This is a genomic window from Enterobacter cloacae complex sp. 2022EL-00788, from assembly GCF_026627565.1.
GTDB classification, from domain to species: domain Bacteria; phylum Pseudomonadota; class Gammaproteobacteria; order Enterobacterales; family Enterobacteriaceae; genus Enterobacter; species Enterobacter pasteurii.
Genome location: NZ_JAPNMC010000026.1, coordinates 1 through 22016, shown reverse-complemented (window position 1 = coordinate 22016; position 22016 = coordinate 1). Strand labels below are relative to the sequence as shown.

The window sequence follows — 22016 nt, the reverse complement described above, 5'->3', positions numbered from 1 at the left end:
AGAAAAGACGGCTCCGTGCAGTCCCCTCTCCCCTATGGGGAGAGGGTTAGGGTGAGGGGTAAGGTTTTAATTAAGACTTCGTCGACTGCTCAAAGCGGCGCAGCAGCTGATTCCCGCGCTCTACCGCGGAGTCCAGCGCCTGCTGTGGCGTTTTCTTCCCGGTCCACACGCTTTCCAGCTCTTCATCAACGATGGTGCGGATCTGCGGCATGTTGCCCAGACGCAGGCCTTTGGTGAACGGCAGCGGCGGCTTGTTCAGCATCTGGCGCGTCGCAATGTCCGCCCCCGGGTTCTTGCTGTAGAAGCCCTGCTCGCGGGTCAGGTCATAGGCGGCTTTGGTGATCGGCAGATAGCCGGTTTTCTGGTGCCATTCGGCGGCGTTTTCCGGCTTCGCCAGGAAGTCGAGGAACTCGGCCACGCCCTTGTAGGTGCCGGCGTCTTTACCCTGCATCACCCACAGGCTCGCCCCGCCGATGATGGCGTTCTGCGGCGCGCCCTTCACGTCGGCGTCGTACGGCATCATGCCCACACCGTAGTTGAATTTGGCGTAGTGACGGATATCGGCCAGCGAGCCGGAAGACGCGGTAGTAATCGCGCAGTCGCCGTTGTAGAACTTCTCGGTGGATTCGTCCTTGCGCCCGAAGTAGCTGAAATCGCCCTTCTTGTTCAGGGCTTCAAGCAGCGCGATGTGCTTGACCTGCTCCGGCTTGTTAAACTCCAGTACCGCGTCGGTACCGTCGAAACCGTTGTTTTTGGTGGCTACCGGCAGGCCGTGCCAGGCGCTGAAGTTTTCAATCTGGATCCAGCCCTGCCAGCCGCTGGCGTAGCCGCACTTCATCCCCGCCGCTTTCAGCTTCGCGGTGTACTCCGCCAGATCCTGCCAGGTTTTTGGCGGCTGCTCCGGATCTAAACCGGCTTTTTTAAAGGCGTCTTTGTTGTAGTACAGCACCGGGGTGGAGCTGTTAAACGGCTGCGACAGCAGGTGACCGGTTTTAGAATCGGTGTAATAGCCCGCCACGGTCGGCACGAACTGGGATTCATCAAAGCTGATACCCGCTTCCTTAAACACTTCGTACACCGGCTTGATGGCTTTGGAGGCCATCATGGTCGCGGTACCCACTTCATACACCTGTAACAACGCAGGTGCGTTACCGGTACGGAAGGCGGCAATGCCCGCGCTCAGGCTCTGCTCGTAGTTGCCTTTGTAGACCGGCACAATTTTGTAATCCGGATGGGTGTCGTTGAAACGCTGCGCCAGAGAATCAACCTCTTTACCCAACTCCCCTTCCATGGAATGCCAGAACGGAATGGTGGTCACAGCCATTGCGTTCGTCGCAAAAGCCAGACCGATTGCCAGACCCAAAGCCGTGTGTCGTAACGATGTCATTGTCATCTCTCTTATTGTGCCGGATGCGCGATATCACGCGTTTTGTGCTCGCGAGGTAACATGACATGCTCGAATGACAGAAAAATAACCGTTTGCTTACAGATAAATGACGGCAAAGCGTCAGGGGGATGATGGTTGTGTGAAGGGGGTTGGGGTGCGGTCTGGTGCCCTCACCCCGGCCCTCTCCCACGGGGAGAGGGAGAAAACCGATTAGTTCCCTCTCCCTTGAGGGAGAGGGTTAGGGTGAGGGGGAAACGCCATTAACCGCCTAAATACGCGCTACGCACCGCCTCGTTCGCCAGCAGCGCGTCGCCGGTATCGGAGAGCACCACGCGTCCGTTTTCCAGCACGTAGCCGCGGTCCGCGAGCTTCAGCGCCTGGTTGGCGTTCTGCTCGACAAGGAAAATGGTCATTCCCTCTTTGCGCAGCTGCTCGATGGTGTCGAAAATCTGCTGGATGATGATCGGCGCAAGGCCCAGCGACGGCTCGTCCAGCAGCAGCAGGCGCGGCTGGCTCATCAGCGCGCGGCCAATCGCCAGCATCTGCTGCTCGCCGCCTGACATAGTGCCCGCACGCTGAATGCGGCGCTCCCACAGGCGCGGGAAGAGTTCGTACACCCACTTGATGCGGGTCTGGTATTCATCACGGTGAGCAAAGAAGCCGCCCATCGCCAGGTTTTCTTCCACCGTCATGCGGGAAAATACGCGACGCCCTTCCGGGACAATCGCCACCGCTTCACGCATGATTTTGGCGGTCTGCCAGTCGGTAATGTCTTTGCCATCGAACACAATCCGCCCGCTGGTGGCGCGCGGGTCGCCGCACAGGGTGCCGAGCAGCGTGGTTTTACCCGCGCCGTTGGCCCCGATTAGCGTAACGATTTCGCCCTGATTGATATGCAGGCTGACGTCGTGCAGCGCCTGGATCTTGCCGTAGTGCGCGTTGACCTTGTCGAACGTTAACATCGCTTTTTCCATCTTATGCCTCACCAAGGTATGCGCGGATCACGTCCGGGTTGTTGCGGATCTCTTCCGGCGTGCCGTTCGCCAGCGGTGTCCCCTGGTTCACCACGTAGATACGGTCCGAAATGCCCATCACCAGCTTCATGTCGTGCTCAATCAGCAGGATGGTGGTGTCGTGACGATCGCGCAGCTCGGCAATCAGCTCGTCCAGATCCTTGGTCTCTTTCGGGTTGAGCCCCGCCGCCGGTTCGTCGAGCATCAGGATTTCGGGCTGCGTCACCATGCAGCGCACAATCTCCAGACGACGCTGATCGCCGTAGGCCAGGTTGCTCGCCTGCCGGTTGGCGTGCTGGAGCAGGCCGATGCGGTCAAGCCAGGTGGCGGCGCGATCCAGCGCTTCCTCCTGCGTGCGGCGAAATGCCGGGGTTTTCAGCAGGCCGGAGAAGAGGCCGGTTTTCAGCTGCTGGTGCTGTGCCACCAGCAGGTTCTCAATGACCGTCATCTCGCGGAACAGGCGCACGTGCTGGAAGGTACGCACCACGCCCATGCGGGCAATCTGCTGGCCCGGCAGCCCTTCCAGGTGCTGGTCGCGCAGCATGATGGTGCCGCCCGTCGGCCTGTAGAAGCCGGTCAGGCAGTTAAAGACCGTGGTTTTTCCCGCGCCGTTCGGGCCAATCAGGGAGACGATCTCTTTCTTGTACAGGTCCAGGTTGACGTTGTTGACCGCCAGCAGGCCGCCAAAACGCATCATCAGACCGTTAACGGATAATAATGGCTGACTCATGCCTGCTCTCCTTTCGCTTCCGCACTCTTAAGCTTCAGCTGTGGACGCGTCATCGGCAGCAGACCCTGCGGACGCCAGATCATCATCAGCACCATCAAACCGCCCAGCATCAGCATGCTGTATTCGTTAAAGTCGCGCATCAGCTCGCGCGAGACCACCAGCAGAATGGCCGCGAGGATAACGGCGAACTGCGAGCCCATCCCGCCGAGCACCACGATCGCCAGCACGAAGGCCGATTCGGCAAAGGTGAACGATTCCGGGCTAACGAAGCCCTGGCGCGCGGCGAACAGCGTTCCGGCAAAACCGGCAAACGCGGCGCTGATGGTGAACGCGGTCAGCTTGATGCGGGTCGGGTTCAGGCCCAGAGAGCGGCAGGCGATCTCATCTTCGCGCAGCGCTTCCCACGCGCGGCCCAGCGGCATGCGCAGCAGACGGTTGATCACAAACAGGGTAATGACCACCAGCAGCAGCGCGACCAGATAGAGCCAGATCACGCGGTCGGACGGGTCGTACTTGATGCCAAAGAAGTTGCTGAAGGTATCCCAGCCGCCTTCGCGGGCGGTACGGCTAAACTCCAGGCCGAAGAAGGTCGGTTTTGGGATCTGGCTGATGCCGTTCGGGCCGCCGGTCACTTCGGTGTTGTTGAGCAGCAGGATACGGACGATTTCGCCGAAACCTAAGGTCACAATCGCCAGATAGTCACCGCGCAGGCGCAGTACCGGGAAGCCGAGCAGGAAGCCCGCCGCGGCGGAGACCAGCCCCGCCAGCGGCAGGCAGGTCCAGAAGCCGAGGCCGTAATAGTGGTTCAGCAGCGCAAAGGTGTAGGCGCCGATGGCGTAGAAGCCGCCGTAGCCCAGCACCAGCAGGCCAGACAGCCCCACCACGACGTTCAGACCGAGGCCGAGGATCACGTAAATCATGGTCAGCGTGGCGATGTCCACCGTGCCGCGCGACACCATAAACGGCCACGCCACGGCAGCCACCAGCAGCGCCACGAGGAACAGCTTCTGCTTCACGGTCGTACCGTCGATGGCCGGCAGTACGAACTTCGGCCCGGAGACGTTTTTCAGCGACTTCTGGAACACCGGGCGCAGCAGCTGGAACAGGAACACCACGGCGGTGCCGATGAACACCCACTGCCAGCGGATGTCGGCGGCGGTATCCACCACCAGCTTAGTGCCCTCAAGCCCGAGCTGGACGCCCATAAAGACGCCCGCCAGCACGAAGAACATGGCGGCAGAGAGCAGCGCCATTGCAAAATGCATCGGTTTCATACTTTCTCTACCTCCGGACGACCCAGAATACCGGTAGGCATTACCAGCAGAACCAGAATCAGCAGGGCAAACGACACCACGTCTTTATATTCGGTGCTCAGGTACGCCGAGGAGAGCGCTTCGGCCACGCCCAGGATCAGGCCGCCGATCATCGCCCCCGGAATGCTGCCGATACCGCCCAGTACCGCCGCGGTGAAGGCTTTCATGCCGGCCATAAAGCCAATGTACGGGTTAATCACGCCGTAGAACTGGCCGAGCAGTACGCCAGCGACTGCCGCCATCGCCGCGCCGATCACGAAGGTCAGGGCAATCACGCGGTCGGTATTGATCCCGAGCAGGCTCGCCATCTTCAGATCTTCCGCGCAGGCGCGGCAGGCGCGTCCCATGCGGGAGTAGCGGATGAAAACGGTCAGGGCCAGCATCGCCAGGAAGGTGACCACCCAGATAACCAGCTGCATGGTCGTGACGGAGGCAGAGAAGTTTTCGCTGGCGCCGACAACCCACTGGCCGTTAAACAGGCTTGGCAGCGCCACGTCGCGTGAGCCTTCGGTCAGGCTGACGTAGTTTTGCAGGAAGATCGACATACCAATCGCGGAGATCAGCGCAATCAGGCGCTTGGAGCTGCGCACCGGCCGGTAGGCCACCCGTTCGATACTCCAGCCGTAGGCGCTGGCGATCACAATCGCGCCGACAAACCCGGCGGCGACCAGCAGCCAGCTGCTGTCGATGCCCATCATCATCAGCGCGGCGATGATCATAAAGGAGACGTAGCTACCGATCATGTACACCTCGCCGTGGGCGAAGTTGATCATGCCGATAATGCCGTAAACCATCGTATAGCCGATGGCGATCAGCGCGTAGGTGCTTCCCAGCGTGACGCCGTTAAACATCTGCTGCATGAAATAGAGAAACTGCTCGGACATATGCAAACCTTTTTATACCCGCCCGGCGGTCCGGGCGGTGGGATGATTATTTGGCGGCCGAGGACGAACCGTCGGCGTGCCACTTAAAGACACCAAATTCAAATCCCTTCAGATCGCCTTTCTCATCCCAGTTCAGCGGCCCAATCACGGTGTTCGCCCCGTGTGCTTTTAAATCTTTCACCAGATCCAGCGGCTCTTTGCTGCCGGTACGATCCATTGCCGTTGCCAGCGACTGCACGGCGGCATAGGTGATCCAGACGTACGGACCGCTCGGATCTTTCTTCTGCGCCTTGAGCGCGTCCACGATAGCCTTATTCGCCGGATCCTGATCATAGCGTTTTGGCATCGTGACCAGCATGCCTTCGGCAGAATCCCCCGCAATGTTCGACAGGGAGGCGTTGCCCACGCCCTCTGGCCCCATGAACTGGGTTTTCAGGCCGGTAGCGCGCGCCTGGCGCAGCATCTGGCCCATCTCCGGGTAGTAGCCGCCGTAGTAGACGAAGTCGATATTCTCTTTTTGCAGACGGGCGATCAGCGCGGAGAAGTCTTTCTCACCGGCGGTGATACCGTCGAAGAAGACGATGTTCGCGCCGCCTTTTTTCAGGCCGTCCTGCACGGAGCGCGCCAGGCCTTCACCGTACTGCTGTTTGTCGTGAATAATGGCAATACGCGCTGGCTTGACGGTCTCAAGGATATATTTCGCCGCGGTTGGCCCCTGGGAGGAGTCCAGACCGGCGGTACGCATGATGTGCTGATAGCCGCGCTGGGTCAGCTCCGGGTTGGTGGCGCCAGGGGTGATCATCAGGATGCCTTCGTCTTCATAGATGTCAGACGCAGGCTGGGTGGAGGATGAGCACAGGTGGCCGATGACGTACTGGATGCCGTCGTTAACGATTTTGTTGGCAACCGCGACGGCCTGTTTAGGATCGCACGCGTCGTCATACTCAACGCCCACCAGCTTGTCGCCTTTGATGCCGCCTTTGGCGTTGATGTCTTTAATAGCCTGACGCGCGCCGTTGAACTCCATATCACCCCACTGGGCGACAGGGCCGGACATCGCACCGACCACAGCAACTTTAATCTCTTCCGCCATCGCCGCCTGCGAAATCGACAGTGCAACTATCCCCGCGATTAACGTCTTCGCGTTCCTTTTCATCTCAGAATCCCCATTCGTGAAGTGATGTTTATATTTTGTTTTATTATGGTTAAAAAGCATTCTGTACTTTTAATGCACAACGCTATTTTTACCAGTGCCTTTAATGGTTTAGCGCAGGTTTATATCAAAAACCAGACTAATATCTCTATTTTTCAGGCGATTAAGGAAAGATAATATTCTGAAATCAGGCAGAGATAAACAAATAAAAGCGCCTTTTGCAGCATAAAATAACGATACAATGCACGGAATAAATCACTGCCTTTCAGGTTAAAATCCTGCTTATTTTTCAATCCATGTGTTTTCGAACTACACAATGCATTGTCAAAAAACTAATCGCCTGGCAAACGGGAATAAAAAGAGAAAGCCCCGGGGCAGGTAAATTGAGTACACTGGCCCCACTTTTATTGATTTGGACAAGCAGCTAATGAAACTGACTATCGTTCGTCTGGTGACCTTTAGCGAACAGGATCATATCGACCTGGGCAAGATCTGGCCGGAATATTCCCCTTCGTCGCTGGCCGTCGACGAGAATCACCGCATTTATGCCGCACGCTTCAACGAGCGCTTGCTGGCTGCCGTTCGCGTGACGCTGAGCGGCACGGAAGGGGCGCTGGACTCGCTGCGGGTGCGCGACGTGACCCGCCGTCGCGGCGTCGGGCAGTACCTGGTTGAGGAGATTATCCGCGACAACCCGAGCGTGACCTCCTGGTGGATGGCCGACGTGGGCGTGGAGGATCGCGGCGTGATGGCGGCGTTTATGCAGGCGTTAGGGTTTACGGCGCAGGTTAACGGGTGGGAGAAGCGCTAGATGTGTGCGGCCTGATTCGTGCGGCCTGATCTGTGCGGCCTGATGCCCTCACCCCAGCCCTCTCCCACGGGGAGAGGGGGCAAACATTAAAAAAAGGCAACTTACGTTGCCTTTTTGCTTTTATTTTGCGTCAGTAGCAGTACCGTTCGCATGCCAGTCAAACACGCCGAACTCAAAGCCCTTCAGATCGCCCTTTTCATCCCAGGAGAGCGGCCCCATCACGGTTTCTACGGAGTTCGCCTTCAGCCAGGCGGCAATCTCAGCCGGATCGGCCGACTGGTTCAGGCCCGCCTGCAAGGACTGTAGCGCGGCGTAGGTCGTCCAGACGAACGCGCCGCTTGGATCCTGTTTCTTCGCTTTGATGGCATCCACAACAGGTTTGTTCGCAGGCACCTGGTCGTAGTTCTTCGGCTTGGTCACCAGCAGCCCTTCAGCAGATTCACCCGCGATGTTAGACAGAGAAACGTTCGCCACGCCTTCCGGCCCCATGAACTGGGTTTTCAGGCCCGCCGCACGCGCCTGGCGCAGGATCTGCCCCATTTCCGGGTGGTAGCCGCCGTAGTAAACGAAATCGATATTCTCTTTCTTCAGACGCGCCACCAGCGTGGAGAAGTCTTTCTCACCGGCGGTAATGCCGTCGAAGAACACCACGTTAGCGTTCGCTTTTTTCAGGTTGTCCTGCACCGCACGCGCCAGACCTTCACCGTACTGCTGTTTGTCGTGAACAATCGCGATGCGCTGCGGCTTCACTTTTTCCACGATGTATTTCGCGGCGGTTGGCCCCTGATCGGAGTCCAGACCGGTGGTACGCAGGATCAGCTTATAGCCGCGCGCGGTCAGCTCTGGCGCCGTCGCAGCCGGGGTGATCATCAGGATGCCTTCGTCTTCGTAGATGTCAGACGCGGGCTGGGTGGACGAGGAGCACAGGTGGCCGATAACGTATTTGATCCCGTCGTTCACCACTTTGTTCGCCACCGCGACCGCCTGTTTCGGGTCACAGGCATCGTCATATTTTACGATCTGCAGCTTTTCGCCCTTGATGCCGCCCTTAGCATTAATGTCTGCAACTGCCTGTTCCGCGCCCGTAAATTCCTGGTCGCCGTACTGGGCTACCGGACCGGACATCGCGCCCACCACGGCCACTTTAATATCGGCCTGCGCCATGGTGCTGAATGCCAACGCGATACATCCTGCCAGTAACGCTTTACCCTTCATATTCATCCTGAGATTCCCCATTATTATGGTTATTACGATTGTTGTGATGTTGTTGTGTAGCGCTTTATTTCAGTTATAGGCGTGCTGCTCGCGCTTTTTCAGCATACTCTGCTAAAACATACCCCATTTTTATGATTTTGGAATAGCTAATTTGAAATGAAAATATGATAAGCCCGGCCGTCATTTCGCCGGGCTTTTGGCTTTATCGTGTCAGCGAGGCGGAAATAATATCCAGCGCTTTACGGAACTGCGCTTCGGGGATGGTGAGCGGGTAGAGGAAGCGGATAACGTTGCCGTAAACGCCGCAGCTCAGGAGCAGCAGCCCTTCGTTCAGCGCGCGCTGCTGCACCTGACGAGTAAATTCCGGCGACGGCTGTCCGGTTTGCGGATCGGTAAATTCTACCGCCACCATCGAGCCCTGCGCGCGAATGTCGGCGATCCAGGGGCAGTTGTCCTTCGCTTTATGCAGCACTTCCACCAGGTGATGGCCGAGATGCGCCGCGCGGGTGCAGAGATCTTCTTCGTCAATCACGTCCAGCACCGCATGGGCCGCAGCAATCGCCAGCGGGTTACCGGCGTAGGTACCGCCCAGCCCGCCCGGGGCGGGGGCATCCATCACCTCCGCCCGGCCAGACACCGCCGAGAGCGGCATCCCGCCCGCCAGGCTTTTCGCCATGGTGATAAGGTCCGGCTTTACGGTGTGGTTTTCCATAGAGAACAGCTTGCCGGTCCGGGCGAAGCCGGTCTGCACTTCATCGGCAATCAGCAAAATCCCGTGCGCGTCGCACAGGGCGCGAAGCGACTGCATAAAATCAGCGGGCGCGACGTTGAAGCCGCCCTCACCCTGAACCGGTTCAATAATGATTGCCGCCACCTGATCGGGCGCAATATCCGCTTTGAAGATGCGCTCAAGGCTTTTTAATGCCTCCGCGGTGCTGACCCCGTGCAGATCGTTGGGGAATTGCGCGTGGAACACCGAGCCGGGGAACGGGCCGAATCCGAGCTTATAGGGGGCCACTTTGCCGGTCAGCGCCATGGTCATGAAGGTGCGCCCGTGGAAGGCGCCGCCGAAGGTGATAAGGCCGGGACGTCTGGTGTATGCGCGGGCAATTTTTACCGCGTTTTCGACGGCTTCCGCCCCCGTCGAGAAAAAGGCCGTTTTTGCCGGGCCGTCTATCGGCACGCGCTGGTTGATGCGCTCGGCAAGCGTCACGTAGCCTTCATAGGGGACAATTTGATAAGCGGTGTGGGTAAAGGCGTGGAGCTGTTTTTCGATGGCGGCGATAACGTCAGGATGGCGATGGCCGGTGTTCAGCACGGCAATCCCGGCGGCAAAATCAATGTACTCGTTGCCCTCCACGTCCCACACCGTGGCGTTTTCGGCTTTATCGGCATAGAAGTTACACATCACGCCGATGCCGCGCGGCGTCGCCTGCACGCGCCGGTCGTTCAGTTCGTTATTTTTCACCCTGTCCCCCTGAGAAAGTCGCCTGCTTAGCGCATCAGTAAGTGTTTGCCAGGGGGGAGAAATTCGCCAGAGCGGGCGCTAAAAAAACAAAACCCCCGAATTTGCATTCGAGGGTTCTCGGTGAACTTCGCGGAAATTACGCTTCGATAGCGGCGCGAAGTTTTTTCATGGCGTTCTTCTCAAGCTGACGCACGCGTTCAGCGGAAACGCCGTAGCGGTCGGCCAGCTCCTGCAGCGTGGACTTGTTGTCTTCGTCCAGCCAGCGGGCGCGGATGATATCCTGACTACGCTCGTCGAGACCTTCCATCGCGAAGGTCAGCTTGTTCGCCGCCTGGTCTTCCCAGTTATCCTCTTCAATGCCGTCGGCAAAGTTAGAGGTTTTATCCTGCAAATACAGGACCGGGGCCATCGGCTGGCTGTCAGAGGCGTCGTCGTCGGCGGACATATCAAACGTCATGTCCTGCGCGGCCATGCGGGATTCCATCTCGCGGACGTCTTTGCTGGAAACGCCCAGCTCGCGCGCCACCATTTCCACTTCATCCTGGTTGAACCAGCCCAGACGCTGCTTGGTTTTACGCAGGTTGAAGAACAGTTTGCGCTGCGCCTTCGTCGTGGCGACTTTCACAATACGCCAGTTACGCAGCACGTATTCGTGAATTTCTGCTTTGATCCAGTGCACGGCGAAGGAGACCAGTCGAACACCCACTTCCGGGTTGAAGCGACGTACAGCCTTCATCAGGCCAATGTTACCTTCCTGAATCAAGTCCGCCTGCGGCAGGCCGTAGCCCGCGTAATTACGAGCAACGTGAACAACAAAGCGCAGGTGAGACAGGATCAGCGTTTTAGCTGCTTCCAGATCGCCCTGGTAATGCAGCTTTTCAGCAAGCTCCTTTTCTTCCTCGGCCGTTAACATCGGCCAGGTGTTCGCAGCCCGGATGTAAGATTCCAGGTTACCAACAGGGGCTAAAGCTAAAGTTTGCATTTCTTTGGTCATTCATTCCTCTCAATGTTTCTTCTGGTCCAGGTCGTCCCCGTCAGGCAACAACCATGCCAAAGCGTTTGAGCAGCGAGATTAGCATTCACTCTTTTATCAGACAGTGATTTTATCCACAAGTTCCAGGTGCAACCGTGAATAAATTACGCACAAAATGTGACATGAAGATGATTACAGGGGAAGAGACAACAGGGACGCTTTCCCTGCAGAGCGAACATCTCGGTGCAGGGAAAGATTATATCACGCTTTTATTAGTCGGGAGTAAAGTGGCGTAAATGTTGAACCGTCGCCAGCCATGCTGCCACCCAGCCGATCATCGAACAGACCAGCAGCAGCAGCAGGCACTCATCAAAACCTAAGCCACTGATATCAAACTTCGTTCCGAATACCTGTGCCACCTCAGTGACGGCGGACGACAGCCGCATGACCAAAATTTCTGACAAAATCAATGAAAGAAATGCACCAGAAAAACCTAATAACGCGCCGCCATAGAGGAACGGACGGAGGATAAAGCCATCCGTTGCGCCAATCAGCTTCTGCACGTTGATGGTATCGCGACGGGCAAAAATGCTCAGGCGCACGCTGTTACCGATGACGAGGAATACCGCCGCCACCATCAGCACGCCGATCATCGCCGACACGCGCCCCACCAGCCCGGTCAGCGCGGCAAGGCGGGCAAACCAGCTGTCGTCCATGCGCACTTCATCAATCCCGTTAATGCGGGTGATGCGGTCGCGCAGGGTGTTGAGCGAATCAGTGCCCTGGAAATCGAGCTTCGGGATCACCACCGCCACCGCGGGCAGCGGGTTCTCTTCGAGCATATCCAGCGCCCCGCCAAAGCCGGACCAGTTGCGGAATTCGCCCAGCGCTTCGTCGCGGGAAAGATAGTTGACCTTCTCCACGCCCTGCTCGGCCTGAATCTGCCCGACCACCTGCGCCGCCGCGTTATCGTCGAGCGCCTTATCCAGATAAACGGTGATCTGCGGCGACGGATAATACTGGGACGCCGCCTGGCTCACGTTCTTATAAACCATGTAGCAGACGCTCGGCAGCGTCAGGGAGATGGCGATTACCATCACCGTCAGGAACGTCGCCAGCGGCTTGCTTTTCAGATCCTGCAACGCCCCCTGGAAGGCGTAGCGCACCTGTTCGTTGAAGACGTTGGTTTTGCGGGAGTTCGGTTTCGGTGTCGCCCTGGCGCGCTTTGGCGCATTGCGATTGCCGTCGCCGCCGCCCTGCGGCTTGCGGAAACGGTCAAACCGGTTGCTGAACTGCCGAATCTGGTTCATTGCATCACGCTTGTTCACCGTGGCCTCCGTGCAAGTGCCCGTCGCTCAGGGTCAGCATGCGGTACGAACGACGGGAGATAAGCCCCATGTCGTGCGTCGCCATCAGTACCGTGACCCCCACGCGGTTAAATTCCTCAAACAGACGCAGGATCCCTTCGGACAGGGCATCGTCCAGGTTACCGGTCGGTTCATCCGCCAGCAGCACGGCAGGCTTGTTCACCACCGCACGGGCAATGCCCACGCGCTGCTGCTCACCGCCGGACAGCTGGATAGGAAAGTTCTTCGCTTTGTCCAGCAGCCCGACCTTATCCAGCGCCGCAGAGACGCGACGGCGGATATCATCGTAGCTGGCGCCGGCAATAATCAGCGGGATCGCCACGTTGTCGAAAACCGTGCGATCCATCAGCAGGTGGTGATCCTGGAAAATCATGCCAATCTGACGGCGCAGAAACGGCACTTCACGGTTCTTTAGACGGCTAATTTCATGGCCGCTGAACCAGATTTTCCCGGCGCTTGGCCGTTCGATCCCACAGATAAGCTTGAGCAGGGTACTTTTCCCCGCGCCGGAATGGCCGGTCAGAAATGCCATCTCGCCTGGCTGCAGGTGGAATGTCACCCCCTGCAGCGCTTGTCTCCCACCGAGATAGGCCTTGCTGACGTGTTCAAAGCGAATCATTGTTAGTCCTCTCGGGCAAATAATGCCTCAATAAAGTCGTCCGCCTTAAACGGACGCAAATCCTCAATACGCTCGCCCACACCGATGTAGCGGATAGGAATGCCGAACTGGTCGGCCACGGAGAAGATCACCCCGCCTTTCGCGGTGCCGTCCAGCTTGGTCAGCGTGATCCCCGTCAGCCCTACCGCTTCATGGAACAGCTTCGCCTGGCTAATGGCGTTCTGTCCGGTGCTGGCGTCGATAGTCAGCATAATTTCATGCGGTGCTTCTTCGTCCAGCTTCTTCATGACGCGGACGATTTTCTTCAGTTCTTCCATCAGGTGCGATTTGTTCTGCAAACGCCCTGCGGTATCGGCAATCAGCACGTCCACGTTACGCGACTTCGCCGCCTGAATGGCATCGAAAATCACGGAGGCGGAGTCCGCGCCGGTGTGCTGGGCAATCACCGGAATGTTGTTGCGCTGGCCCCACACCTGGAGCTGCTCCACCGCTGCCGCACGGAAGGTATCGCCCGCCGCCAGCATGACCGATTTGCCCTGCTGCTCAAACTGACGCGCCAGCTTGCCGATGGTGGTGGTTTTACCCACGCCGTTGACGCCAACCATCAGAATAACAAATGGCATTTTGCCTTCAATATTAAGCGGTTCGTCAACTTTTGCGAGAATTTCGCCCATCTCGTCTTTCAGCAGGCCGTACAGCGCTTCGGCGTCGCGCAGCTGTTTGCGGCTCGCCCCTTCGGTCAGGTTGGTGATGATCTTACGGGTGGTTTCCACACCCACGTCCGCAATCAACAGCTGCTCTTCCAGCTCCTCGAACAGATCGTCGTCGATCTTCTTGCCGCGGAACAGACTGATAAATCCGGAACCTAAATTTTCTTTGGTTTTTAACAGGCTGCGCTTCAGGCGGGCGAAGAAACCTTCTTTGGTCGGCTTCTCCTGCTCCTGAGCGATCTCTTCTTCGGCCTGCTCTTCGACCTGCTCTTCTACCGGCACGACGATAACCGCTTCTTCAGCCGCCTGCGCCGCCAGCGCCTGCGCTTCCAGCTCTTCGTCGGTCAGCTCCGGCTCAAGCGCGGCTTCTTCTTCCACCGCCTCAACAATTTCAACGGTTTCCGCTTCGGCCTGCCACTCTTCGGCAGTAGCCTCTTCGGCTTTCACCTCTTCCGGCAGCGGCAGCGCTTCGTGTTCGATAGCGGCCTGCGGCGTTTTGACAATCTCTTCGACAACAACCGGCTCGGGCTTCTCGCTCTCCTGAACCTGTTCAGTGATCTCAACCACCTCTTCAGCAAAGGTTTCAATCTCTTCTTTGCTGTGCGCCGTTTCTTCCGCCTCGACAACCGCAGCGGTTTCTACAGGCGTTTCAGGCTGTGACTGCTCTTCTGCAACCTGTTGTTCTTCGGTTTTCTGTTCTGTTTCTTGCTCTTTTTCACCGAAACCCAACCAGGAAAAGAAGCCACGTTTTTTTTGTTTTGCCATCTGCGACTACACTCCTCGCGGCGCTATATACAGGGAAGCTAAAAAAATGATGAAATAGTCTAACACTTTACTTAATTGACATCACCGCCCGCAATCGCAGGGCATTGTTAACAGAGCTTTCCTGAGATGAAGAAACCCACCCGCGCCCCGGCCGGTCAAATACGAATTATCGGCGGTCAGTGGCGAGGCCGGAAATTACCGGTGCCGGATAGCCCCGGTTTACGCCCCACCACGGACCGCGTTCGCGAGACGCTGTTCAACTGGCTTGCCCCCTCAATGGTAGACGCCAGTTGCCTGGACTGCTTCGCCGGGAGCGGTGCGTTAGGGCTGGAGGCGCTGTCGCGCTATGCCGCCAGCGCCACGCTGCTGGAGATGGAGCGCGGCGTCGCGCAGACGTTGCAGCAAAATCTGGCTACGCTGAAAGCGAACAACGCGAAGGTGGTGAACACCAACACGCTGAGCTATCTCGCGCAGCCGGGCACGCCGCATAACGTGGTGTTTGTTGACCCGCCTTTCCGCAAGGGGCTGCTGGAAGAGACGCTACTGTTGCTGGAAAAAAACGGCTGGCTGGCAGACGACGCGCTGATTTACGTTGAAAGCGAGGTGGAGAATGGTCTGCCACCCGTTCCCGTTCACTGGGATCTGCACCGCGAAAAGGTCGCAGGCCAGGTGGCTTATCGTCTGTATCATCGTCAGGCACAAGGAGGCTCCGATGCCAGTACTGATTAACCTGGGACGTTTGCTGATGCTGGGCGTCTGGGCATTTTTGATTTTGAATCTGGTGCACCCGTTCCCGCGTCCGCTGAACATCTTCGTTAACGTGGCGCTGATCTTTACCGCCTTCATGCACGCCCTGCAGATGGTGATGCTGAAAAACGGCCTGCCGAAAGATAGCCCACCGATGACAGGCTGGCAGCAGCTGCGGGTATTTATTTTCGGCGTGTTCGAGCTGCTGGTGTGGATGAAGAAATTTAAGGCGCAGGTGAAGAAGTAACCCCCTCACCCTAACCCTCTCCCCGAAGGGGAGAGGGGACGCTTACACCCTCTCCCCTTTGGGGAGAGGGCCGGGGTGAGGGGAAAATTACTGCTCCGGTTCAAACCCTTCAAACCGCGACCCTTTGTAGCTCAGCGTCCCTTTCTCTCCCACCGTCAGCTGATGGTACTGCTGCGCCTCCAGGCGGAAGGTCATCTCCAGCCCGCCGGTTTCCGGCTTAAAGCTCGCGTCATAGCGCATCGCTGTGCCGGCTGGCGTGACCTGCTGCTGGCGTGAACGGCGATCGTTGAGCGGTTTCTCGCGCTTGTTGGTCACCACCACGCGCTTTTGCACCAGCGGCGCGGCATCGTTGTCCGCCTTCTCGCGGCGCTGCTGCACGAAGCGAAACGAGGCGGCAATAACGATAATCGCCACCACGATAATGAAAAAAAGCGGCATCTTGCTCATACAAACGTCCCATCAGATTATGCGGAATTCAGGATACCTCGCCTGCCCCGGCATTGCCAAACGGCCGCTCGCGTCACTACACTGGATCAGAAACTGATTATTCAGCCTCAACAGTTACAGGGAGTTAATATGCTTTGGTCATTTATCGCTGTCTGTTTTTCCGCATGGCTTTACGTCGATGCGTCCTATCGCGGTCCAGCCTGGCAGCGCTGGTTGTTTAAACCCGTCACGCTGCTGTTGCTTCTGCTGCTGGCCTGGCAGGCGCCGATGTTTAACGCCATCAGCTACCTGGTTCTCGCCGGGCTGTGCGCGTCCCTGATTGGCGATGCCTTAACCCTGCTGCCGCGTCAGCGCCTGCTGTACGCCGTTGGGGCATTCTTCCTCTCCCATCTGCTCTATACCATCTACTTTGCCAGCCAGATGACGCTCTCCATCTTCTGGCCGCTGCCGCTGGTGCTGCTGGTGATTGGCGCGCTGCTGATTGCGGTGATCTGGTCGCGCCTGGAAGAGATGCGCCTGCCGGTGTGTACCTTTATCGCCATGACGCTGGTGATGGTGTGGCTGGCCGGTGAGCTGTGGTTCTTCCGCCCGACCTCACAGGCCATGTCCGCCTTCTTCGGCGCGGCGCTGCTGTTGCTCGGTAATATCGTCTGGCTGGGCAGCCACTATCGCCGCCGCTTCCGCGCGGATAACGCTATTTCCGCCGCCTGTTACTTTGCCGGACACTTCCTGATTGTGCGTTCGCTGTACATCTAAATAACGCTTGACTCTGGAGTCGACTCCAGAGTGTATGCTGCGGTTAATGAGAAAATTATCATTACCGGAGACTGCCATGTCGACTCCAGAAGCACCAAAAAAAGTCCCACAATTCTCGGCGCTTAAGCTCAGCCCGGTTCCGCCGAAAGACGACTGCTGCTGCGAGGGAGCATGCGAAACGCAGGCTGACGTCCTGCCGGAAAGCGGTAGCCGCTACAGCTGGCTCGTCAACGGTATGGACTGCGCAGCCTGCGCCCGTAAGGTTGAAAACGCGGTAAGGCAGGTGCCGGGCGTGAACCACGTTCAGGTCCTGTTCGCCACCGAAAAGCTGCTGGTCAGCGCCGATAGCAACGTCAGCAAACAGGTAGAAGCCGCGGTCAGCAAGGCGGGCTATACCCTGCGCAGCGAAACGACGCCTGTTGAAAAGACCTCCTCCCTGAAGGAAAACCTGCCGCTCGTGACCCTCATCATCATGATGGCCCTGAGCTGGGGGCTGGAGCAGGTTAACCATCCGCTCGGCAACCTGGCGTTTATCGCCACCACGCTGGTCGGCCTGTTCCCGATTGCCCGCCAGGCGCTGCGCCTGATGCGAAGCGGCAGCTGGTTTGCCATCGAAACGCTGATGAGCGTGGCGGCCATCGGGGCGCTGTTTATTGGCGCGACGGCGGAAGCGGCCATGGTCCTGCTGCTGTTTCTGATCGGCGAACGTCTTGAAGGCTGGGCGGCGAGCCGGGCGCGTAAGGGGGTAAGCGCGCTGATGGCCCTGAAGCCTGAAACCGCCACGCGGGTTGTGAACGATAAGCGCGAAACTGTGGCCATCAGCACCCTGCGCCCGGGCGACGTGATTGAAGTGCCCGCAGGCGGGCGCCTGCCTGCCGACGGCGCGCTGCTCACCGCCACCGCAGGCTTTGACGAAAGCGCCCTTACCGGCGAATCCATTCCGGTTGAACGCGCGGCAGGAGAGAAAGTGCCCGCCGGCGCCACCAGCGTTGACCGCCTCGTGCAGCTTAGGGTGCTGTCCGAACCGGGAGACAGCGCCATCGACCGCATCCTGAAGCTGATTGAAGAGGCCGAAGAGCGACGCGCGCCGGTCGAACGCTTTATCGATCGCTTCAGCCGGATTTACACCCCCGCCATCATGCTGGTTGCCCTGCTGGTGACCGTCGTTCCTCCGCTGTTTTTCGGCGCGCCGTGGGAGGGCTGGATTTATAAAGGGCTGACGCTGCTGCTGATTGGCTGCCCGTGCGCGCTGGTGATCTCCACGCCGGCGGCCATTACCTCCGGGCTGGCGGCGGCGGCACGTCGCGGAGCGCTGATTAAGGGCGGCGCGGCGCTGGAGCAGCTGAGCCAGATCCGGCACGTTGCCTTCGACAAAACCGGAACGCTCACCGTCGGCAAACCGCAGGTGACCGGCGTGTATCCGCAGGATGTCAGTGAAGACGATCTGCTGACGCTGGCCGCCGCCGTGGAGCAAGGCTCTACCCACCCGCTGGCGCTGGCGATAGTGCGCGAGGCGCAGGCGCGCGGGTTAACGATCCCGGCGGCAACGGCGCAGCGCGCGCTGGTCGGGTCAGGGATTGAAGCGGTGGTCGACGGAAAAAAAGTGCTGATCGCCGCGGCGGGCCACTCCCCTTCCGCCCGGGTTCAGGCGCTGGAGCAGGCCGGGCAAACGGTGGTGACGGTAATGCAGGACGATGTGCCGATGGGCTTGCTGGCGCTGCGCGATACCCTGCGTACTGATGCGAAAGAGGCCGTCGACGCACTGCACAAATCAGGCATACAGGGCGTAATCCTGACCGGCGATAACCCGCGCGCGGCGGCAGCGATCGCCGACGAGCTGGGGCTGGCGTTTAAGGCCGGATTGCTGCCAGCCGATAAGGTCAGCGCCGTCACCGAACTGAACCGCCACGCCCCTCTGGCGATGGTCGGCGACGGCATTAACGATGCCCCGGCAATGAAGGCGGCGACCATTGGCATTGCCATGGGCAGCGGCACCGACGTGGCGCTGGAAACCGCCGACGCGGCGCTAACCCACAACCGCCTGACCGGCCTGGCGCAGATGATTAGCCTCGCGCGGGCCACGCGCGCCAACATCCGTCAGAACATCGGCATTGCGCTGGGCCTGAAGATGATATTCCTCGTGACCACGCTGCTCGGCATGACCGGGCTGTGGCTGGCGGTGCTGGCCGACACCGGGGCGACGGTGCTGGTGACGGCGAACGCGCTGCGGTTGTTGCGTCAAAGGTAAACGTGAAACGGCAACCGGGTTGCCGTTTCTCGTGTTTGCCCCCTCTCCCCGCGGGAGAGGGCCGGGGTGAGGGCATCAGGCCGCACGCGTCACTGCATCCCTAACACCCCCGGCAGCCACAGGGAAATCGCCGGGATGTAGGTCACCATCCCCAGCACCACCAGCAGGATGCCGTAAAACGGCAGCATCGCCCGCACCACGGTTTCGATCTTCTGCTTACTCACCGCGCTTGCCACGAACAGCACCGACCCGACCGGCGGGGTGATCAGCCCGATCCCCAGGTTGACCATCATGATCATGCCAAAATGCACCGGGTCGATCCCCAGGGCGTTGGTCACCGGCAGCAGCACCGGCGTCAGGATCAGGATGATCGGCGCCATGTCCATCAGCGTGCCAATCAGCAGCAGCATGATGTTGAGGTACATGAGGATCACGTACTTGTTATCGGAGAGCGAGGTGAAGAACTCGGTGATGCGCATCGGCAGCTGCATGTAGGTCATTACCGCGCCAAACGCTGCCGCAAAGCCGATCAAAATCATCACGATGGTGACGGTTTTAACCGTGCGGCACATCAGCTTCGGCAGTTCGCTCCACCTGTAGTCGCGGTAGATGAACATGGTGACGAAAAACGCCCACAGGCAGGCCACGGCGGCGGATTCCGTGGCGGTAAAGATTCCGGACAAGATCCCGCCGAGGATAATCACCACCGTCATCAGCCCCCACAGGGCGTCGAGCATAATTTTCAGCGCCTGCCTGAACGGGATTTTATCCCCCTTCGGATAGCCGCGCTTACGGGCGAAGCACAGGCAAAGCACCATCAGGCTTACGCCAAGCAGCAGGCCCGGCAATACCCCTGCGATAAACAGCGTGGCGATAGAGACCGTTCCCCCCGCCGCCAGGGAGTAAATCACCGAGTTGTGGCTGGGCGGGATCAGGATCGCCTGCACCGACCCGCTCGCCGTGACCGCCGCGGCGTATTCGCGCGGATAGCCCTTCTTCTCCATTTCCGGGATCATCACGCTGCCGATGGACGCCGTATCCGCCACCGACGAGCCGGAAATCGCGCCGAAGAACGTCGAGGCGACGATGTTCACCAGCGACAGCCCGCCGCGAATAAAGCCGACAAACACGTAGGCGAAATTCACCAGACGCCGGGCAATGCCGCCTTCCGCCATGATCGCCCCGGCGAGGATGAAGAACGGGATCGCCAGCAGGGTGAATTTATTGACCCCGCTGGTGATCTGGATCATCAGCGCCTCCAGCGGCAGGTCGATCCACAGCGCGCCCGCCACGGCGCTTAGGCCAACGGCGAAGGCCACCGGCATACCCAGCGCCAGCAAAATGGCGAGGGTGAATAACAAAATAAAAGCATCCATCGTTCACCCCTTAACTGTGATTGCCGATCAGCACGACCGGACGGTTTTCCTGCGAGCCAAACAGCAGGCGCTCAAGCACAAACAGGATCAAAATGGCCGACCCGACAGGCAGCGGCAGATAGCTTTCGCCGGAGGTCAGGAGCGGAAACTCTGCCACCGGCTGCTCCCACAGCTCGACGCACAGCCAGTAGCTGTACCAGCACATCAGGCCGGCGATCAGCAGCATCAGCAGGTCCACCACTCGCGCGCACAGCCGTTGCAGCGACGCGGGCAGGCGGTCGGTAAGCATGTTGACCGCAATATGCGATCCGGCGCGGTAGCTCACCGCCGCGCCGATGAAGGTAAACGTCACCATACAGATGATGGCGACAGGCTCGGGCCAGGATTCCCCGCGATTGAGCACGTAGCGTGAGAAGATGCCAATGGGGATCACAATCGTCATCACCAGCAGCGAGACGCCCGCCACCGTCATGGCGAGCAGGTACAGACGGTCCATCCACTTCAGGTAGAGTTCGGACATACGTACTCCGGCTTACTGAACGTCAGCGATGGCTTTCATCAGATCCTGATGCTTGTCGCCATACTGCGCGCGCACCGGCTCCGTCGCCTTGATAAACACCGCTTTATCGATATCGTGGAACTGCACGCCGCCGGCCTTCATTTTCTCAAGCGCCTGGTCGTTATACGCGTTCCACAGCTTGCGTTGCTCTAACTGCGCCTCACGGGCCAGCGTCAGGATTTTTTGCTGATCGTCGGCGCTCAGCTTGTCCCATTTTACTTTTGAGTAGAGCAGCATTTCCGGGGTGATAAAGTGGCCGCTCAGGGTGTAGTTTTTCGCAACCGGCATGTAGTTATGGGCGATAAAGGTTGGCGGATTGTTCTCCGCGCCGTCGATTACGCCGGTCTGCATACCACTGTAAACCTCACTGACGCCCATCGCGATCGAGTTGGCCCCCATCGCTTTCAGCGTGGCCAGCGCCACCGGGCTGCCCTGCACGCGAATTTTCTTCCCTTTCAGATCGTCCGGCTTCACGATCGGCGCTTTGGTGATCAGGTTGCGGGTGCCGGAGTCCATCCAGCCGAGGAAGACCAGCCGCGATTTCGGGTTGGCGGTGAGCTTGTCGCCGATCTGCTTGCCGATGTCCCCGTCGATCACCTTGTGCATGTGGTCTTCATCGCGGAACACGTAGGGCAGCGTAAACACTTCGATATCCGGCAGGATGGCGGCAACCGGTGCCATAGAGACGCGGATCATATCAATCGCTCCCATCTGCGCCTGCTCAATCATCTGCTTTTCATCGCCCAGCACGCCGCCCGGGAAGACCTTAATCTCCAGCTTGCCGTCGGTTTGTTGTTTGAGTTTTTCACCCATCTGCTGCACGGCCACCACGTTCGGATAGCCTTCCGGGTGCACGTCTGCGGCTTTAATGGTTTGGGCGGAGACGGTGCAGGCAAAAGCAGACAGGCACAGAGCGGCCAGTAACGGCTTGAGGGTCGTTTTCATTAAGTAACTCCAGGGTAGTGAGATAAGCGTTAAAACGGTGTTTTAGTTTTAGACGTTTAAAAATTAGACTACGGCTGGAAAAGGGAGGGTGAAGCGCCTCACAAAAGCGCTAAATTTTGAAACGATGGTTTAGAAAGATGATCTCCCTCTCCCTGCGGGCTGAGGGTTCCCCAGAAAAATGAAAAGCACGATGAAGTGTGATCTACTGGTTGCGCTAACAAATCAGAAGAGACCTCATCGTGCCTTTACAGACAGTCTGCCAGAAATTTTTCTCCGCGTCTTT

At 58.6% G+C, this 22016-nt stretch carries 21 protein-coding genes; 5 read left to right on the top strand and 16 right to left on the bottom strand.

The genetic code is table 11. The features are described from left to right. Positions 1-70: 70 nt before the first annotated feature. The 6 genes from ugpB to livK form a co-directional block, all read right to left on the bottom strand. Positions 71-1387 carry a sn-glycerol-3-phosphate ABC transporter substrate-binding protein UgpB gene (gene ugpB / locus OWK27_RS23955; RefSeq protein ID WP_267591347.1) on the bottom strand — a complete coding sequence of 439 codons (1317 nt, stop codon included), beginning with the start codon at positions 1385-1387 and terminating at the stop codon, positions 71-73. Between the two features lie 260 nt (positions 1388-1647). After that, positions 1648-2361, bottom strand: a complete 714-nt coding sequence (livF, locus tag OWK27_RS23950; RefSeq protein WP_023298801.1) for a high-affinity branched-chain amino acid ABC transporter ATP-binding protein LivF — start codon at positions 2359-2361, stop codon at positions 1648-1650. Position 2362: 1 nt separating this feature from the next. Beyond that, the gene (gene livG, locus OWK27_RS23945) at positions 2363-3130 is read right to left on the bottom strand and encodes a high-affinity branched-chain amino acid ABC transporter ATP-binding protein LivG (RefSeq protein ID WP_267591346.1); all 768 of its coding nucleotides are present in this window, start codon (positions 3128-3130) and stop codon (positions 2363-2365) included. Then, positions 3127-4404: a high-affinity branched-chain amino acid ABC transporter permease LivM gene (locus OWK27_RS23940; RefSeq protein ID WP_148420553.1), complete on the bottom strand. Its 1278-nt coding sequence runs from the start codon at positions 4402-4404 to the stop codon at positions 3127-3129. Before OWK27_RS23940 ends, livG begins: the two co-directional genes overlap by 4 nt. Beyond that, complete coding sequence (livH, locus tag OWK27_RS23935) at positions 4401-5327, bottom strand: high-affinity branched-chain amino acid ABC transporter permease LivH (protein WP_148420552.1); 927 nt, start codon at positions 5325-5327, stop codon at positions 4401-4403. Before livH ends, OWK27_RS23940 begins: the two co-directional genes overlap by 4 nt. Positions 5328-5373: 46 nt before the next feature. Next, the gene (gene livK, locus OWK27_RS23930; protein ID WP_148420551.1) at positions 5374-6483 is read right to left on the bottom strand and encodes a high-affinity branched-chain amino acid ABC transporter substrate-binding protein LivK; all 1110 of its coding nucleotides are present in this window, start codon (positions 6481-6483) and stop codon (positions 5374-5376) included. A gap of 424 nt (positions 6484-6907) precedes the next feature. Between livK and panM the strand changes: the two genes are divergently transcribed. Further along, positions 6908-7291, top strand: coding sequence for an aspartate 1-decarboxylase autocleavage activator PanM (gene panM / locus OWK27_RS23925; protein ID WP_148420550.1), 384 nt, complete (start codon positions 6908-6910; stop codon positions 7289-7291). A 120-nt stretch (positions 7292-7411) separates the two neighbouring features. Here panM and livJ read toward each other — a convergent pair whose 3' ends face one another. The 6 genes from livJ to ftsY all read right to left on the bottom strand — a co-directional run bounded on the left by livJ (position 7412) and on the right by ftsY (position 14408). Then, a complete protein-coding gene (livJ, locus tag OWK27_RS23920; protein WP_148420549.1) occupies positions 7412-8512 on the bottom strand; it encodes a branched chain amino acid ABC transporter substrate-binding protein LivJ in 1101 nt (366 codons plus the stop codon). Positions 8513-8708: 196 nt separating this feature from the next. Next, positions 8709-9974, bottom strand: coding sequence for a 4-aminobutyrate--2-oxoglutarate transaminase (locus OWK27_RS23915; RefSeq protein WP_267591345.1), 1266 nt, complete (start codon positions 9972-9974; stop codon positions 8709-8711). Between the two features lie 136 nt (positions 9975-10110). Beyond that, positions 10111-10968 carry an RNA polymerase sigma factor RpoH gene (rpoH, locus tag OWK27_RS23910; protein WP_000159624.1) on the bottom strand — a complete coding sequence of 286 codons (858 nt, stop codon included), beginning with the start codon at positions 10966-10968 and terminating at the stop codon, positions 10111-10113. 251 nt (positions 10969-11219) lie between these two features. Further along, positions 11220-12275, bottom strand: coding sequence for a permease-like cell division protein FtsX (gene ftsX / locus OWK27_RS23905; RefSeq protein ID WP_252005003.1), 1056 nt, complete (start codon positions 12273-12275; stop codon positions 11220-11222). Further along, the gene (ftsE, locus tag OWK27_RS23900; protein ID WP_003861525.1) at positions 12262-12933 is read right to left on the bottom strand and encodes a cell division ATP-binding protein FtsE; all 672 of its coding nucleotides are present in this window, start codon (positions 12931-12933) and stop codon (positions 12262-12264) included. The genes ftsX and ftsE overlap by 14 nt, the downstream gene beginning before the upstream one ends. Before the next feature lie 2 nt (positions 12934-12935). Beyond that, entirely contained in the window at positions 12936-14408 is a 1473-nt protein-coding gene (gene ftsY / locus OWK27_RS23895) for a signal recognition particle-docking protein FtsY (protein WP_252005002.1), read from the bottom strand. Positions 14409-14534: 126 nt separating this feature from the next. Between ftsY and rsmD the strand changes: the two genes are divergently transcribed. Together rsmD and OWK27_RS23885 are read left to right on the top strand one after the other, a co-directional pair. Then, positions 14535-15137, top strand: coding sequence for a 16S rRNA (guanine(966)-N(2))-methyltransferase (gene rsmD / locus OWK27_RS23890; RefSeq protein ID WP_148420545.1), 603 nt, complete (start codon positions 14535-14537; stop codon positions 15135-15137). Continuing rightward, a complete protein-coding gene (locus OWK27_RS23885; protein WP_148420544.1) occupies positions 15121-15402 on the top strand; it encodes a DUF1145 family protein in 282 nt (93 codons plus the stop codon). The genes rsmD and OWK27_RS23885 overlap by 17 nt, the downstream gene beginning before the upstream one ends. Before the next feature lie 87 nt (positions 15403-15489). Here OWK27_RS23885 and OWK27_RS23880 read toward each other — a convergent pair whose 3' ends face one another. After that, positions 15490-15849: a DUF2500 domain-containing protein gene (locus OWK27_RS23880; protein ID WP_242174027.1), complete on the bottom strand. Its 360-nt coding sequence runs from the start codon at positions 15847-15849 to the stop codon at positions 15490-15492. Positions 15850-15978: 129 nt separating this feature from the next. Between OWK27_RS23880 and OWK27_RS23875 the strand changes: the two genes are divergently transcribed. Both OWK27_RS23875 and zntA read left to right on the top strand, forming a co-directional pair. Beyond that, positions 15979-16605 carry a lysoplasmalogenase gene (locus OWK27_RS23875; RefSeq protein WP_063865366.1) on the top strand — a complete coding sequence of 209 codons (627 nt, stop codon included), beginning with the start codon at positions 15979-15981 and terminating at the stop codon, positions 16603-16605. A 76-nt stretch (positions 16606-16681) separates the two neighbouring features. Further along, positions 16682-18853, top strand: a complete 2172-nt coding sequence (gene zntA, locus OWK27_RS23870) for a Zn(II)/Cd(II)/Pb(II) translocating P-type ATPase ZntA (RefSeq protein ID WP_267591344.1) — start codon at positions 16682-16684, stop codon at positions 18851-18853. An 89-nt stretch (positions 18854-18942) separates the two neighbouring features. On the opposite strand, the gene OWK27_RS23865 is transcribed toward zntA, so the two are convergent. Genes OWK27_RS23865 through OWK27_RS23855 form a run of 3 tightly spaced genes read right to left on the bottom strand, consistent with a single transcriptional unit; the run spans position 18943 to position 21733 of the window. Next, positions 18943-20229 (bottom strand): TRAP transporter large permease, encoded by a 1287-nt coding sequence (locus tag OWK27_RS23865; RefSeq protein WP_148420541.1) that lies wholly within the window; start codon positions 20227-20229, stop codon positions 18943-18945. A 10-nt stretch (positions 20230-20239) separates the two neighbouring features. Beyond that, positions 20240-20749 carry a TRAP transporter small permease gene (locus OWK27_RS23860; protein WP_267591343.1) on the bottom strand — a complete coding sequence of 170 codons (510 nt, stop codon included), beginning with the start codon at positions 20747-20749 and terminating at the stop codon, positions 20240-20242. A gap of 12 nt (positions 20750-20761) precedes the next feature. After that, on the bottom strand, positions 20762-21733 hold the full coding sequence (locus OWK27_RS23855; RefSeq protein WP_267591342.1) for a TRAP transporter substrate-binding protein: 972 nt from the start codon (positions 21731-21733) through the stop codon (positions 20762-20764). Positions 21734-22016: the final 283 nt, after the last annotated feature.

Coding starts and splice junctions, on each gene's coding strand:
- ugpB (WP_267591347.1), bottom strand. CDS start 1,387: ATGACATCGTTACGACACACGGCTTTGGGTCTGGCAATCGGTCTGGCT.
- livF (WP_023298801.1), bottom strand. CDS start 2,361: ATGGAAAAAGCGATGTTAACGTTCGACAAGGTCAACGCGCACTACGGC.
- livG (WP_267591346.1), bottom strand. CDS start 3,130: ATGAGTCAGCCATTATTATCCGTTAACGGTCTGATGATGCGTTTTGGC.
- OWK27_RS23940 (WP_148420553.1), bottom strand. CDS start 4,404: ATGAAACCGATGCATTTTGCAATGGCGCTGCTCTCTGCCGCCATGTTC.
- livH (WP_148420552.1), bottom strand. CDS start 5,327: ATGTCCGAGCAGTTTCTCTATTTCATGCAGCAGATGTTTAACGGCGTC.
- livK (WP_148420551.1), bottom strand. CDS start 6,483: ATGAAAAGGAACGCGAAGACGTTAATCGCGGGGATAGTTGCACTGTCG.
- panM (WP_148420550.1), top strand. CDS start 6,908: ATGAAACTGACTATCGTTCGTCTGGTGACCTTTAGCGAACAGGATCAT.
- livJ (WP_148420549.1), bottom strand. CDS start 8,512: ATGAATATGAAGGGTAAAGCGTTACTGGCAGGATGTATCGCGTTGGCA.
- rpoH (WP_000159624.1), bottom strand. CDS start 10,968: ATGACCAAAGAAATGCAAACTTTAGCTTTAGCCCCTGTTGGTAACCTG.
- ftsE (WP_003861525.1), bottom strand. CDS start 12,933: ATGATTCGCTTTGAACACGTCAGCAAGGCCTATCTCGGTGGGAGACAA.
- ftsY (WP_252005002.1), bottom strand. CDS start 14,408: ATGGCAAAACAAAAAAAACGTGGCTTCTTTTCCTGGTTGGGTTTCGGT.
- rsmD (WP_148420545.1), top strand. CDS start 14,535: ATGAAGAAACCCACCCGCGCCCCGGCCGGTCAAATACGAATTATCGGC.
- OWK27_RS23885 (WP_148420544.1), top strand. CDS start 15,121: ATGCCAGTACTGATTAACCTGGGACGTTTGCTGATGCTGGGCGTCTGG.
- OWK27_RS23880 (WP_242174027.1), bottom strand. CDS start 15,849: ATGAGCAAGATGCCGCTTTTTTTCATTATCGTGGTGGCGATTATCGTT.
- OWK27_RS23875 (WP_063865366.1), top strand. CDS start 15,979: ATGCTTTGGTCATTTATCGCTGTCTGTTTTTCCGCATGGCTTTACGTC.
- zntA (WP_267591344.1), top strand. CDS start 16,682: ATGTCGACTCCAGAAGCACCAAAAAAAGTCCCACAATTCTCGGCGCTT.
- OWK27_RS23865 (WP_148420541.1), bottom strand. CDS start 20,229: ATGGATGCTTTTATTTTGTTATTCACCCTCGCCATTTTGCTGGCGCTG.
- OWK27_RS23860 (WP_267591343.1), bottom strand. CDS start 20,749: ATGTCCGAACTCTACCTGAAGTGGATGGACCGTCTGTACCTGCTCGCC.
- OWK27_RS23855 (WP_267591342.1), bottom strand. CDS start 21,733: ATGAAAACGACCCTCAAGCCGTTACTGGCCGCTCTGTGCCTGTCTGCT.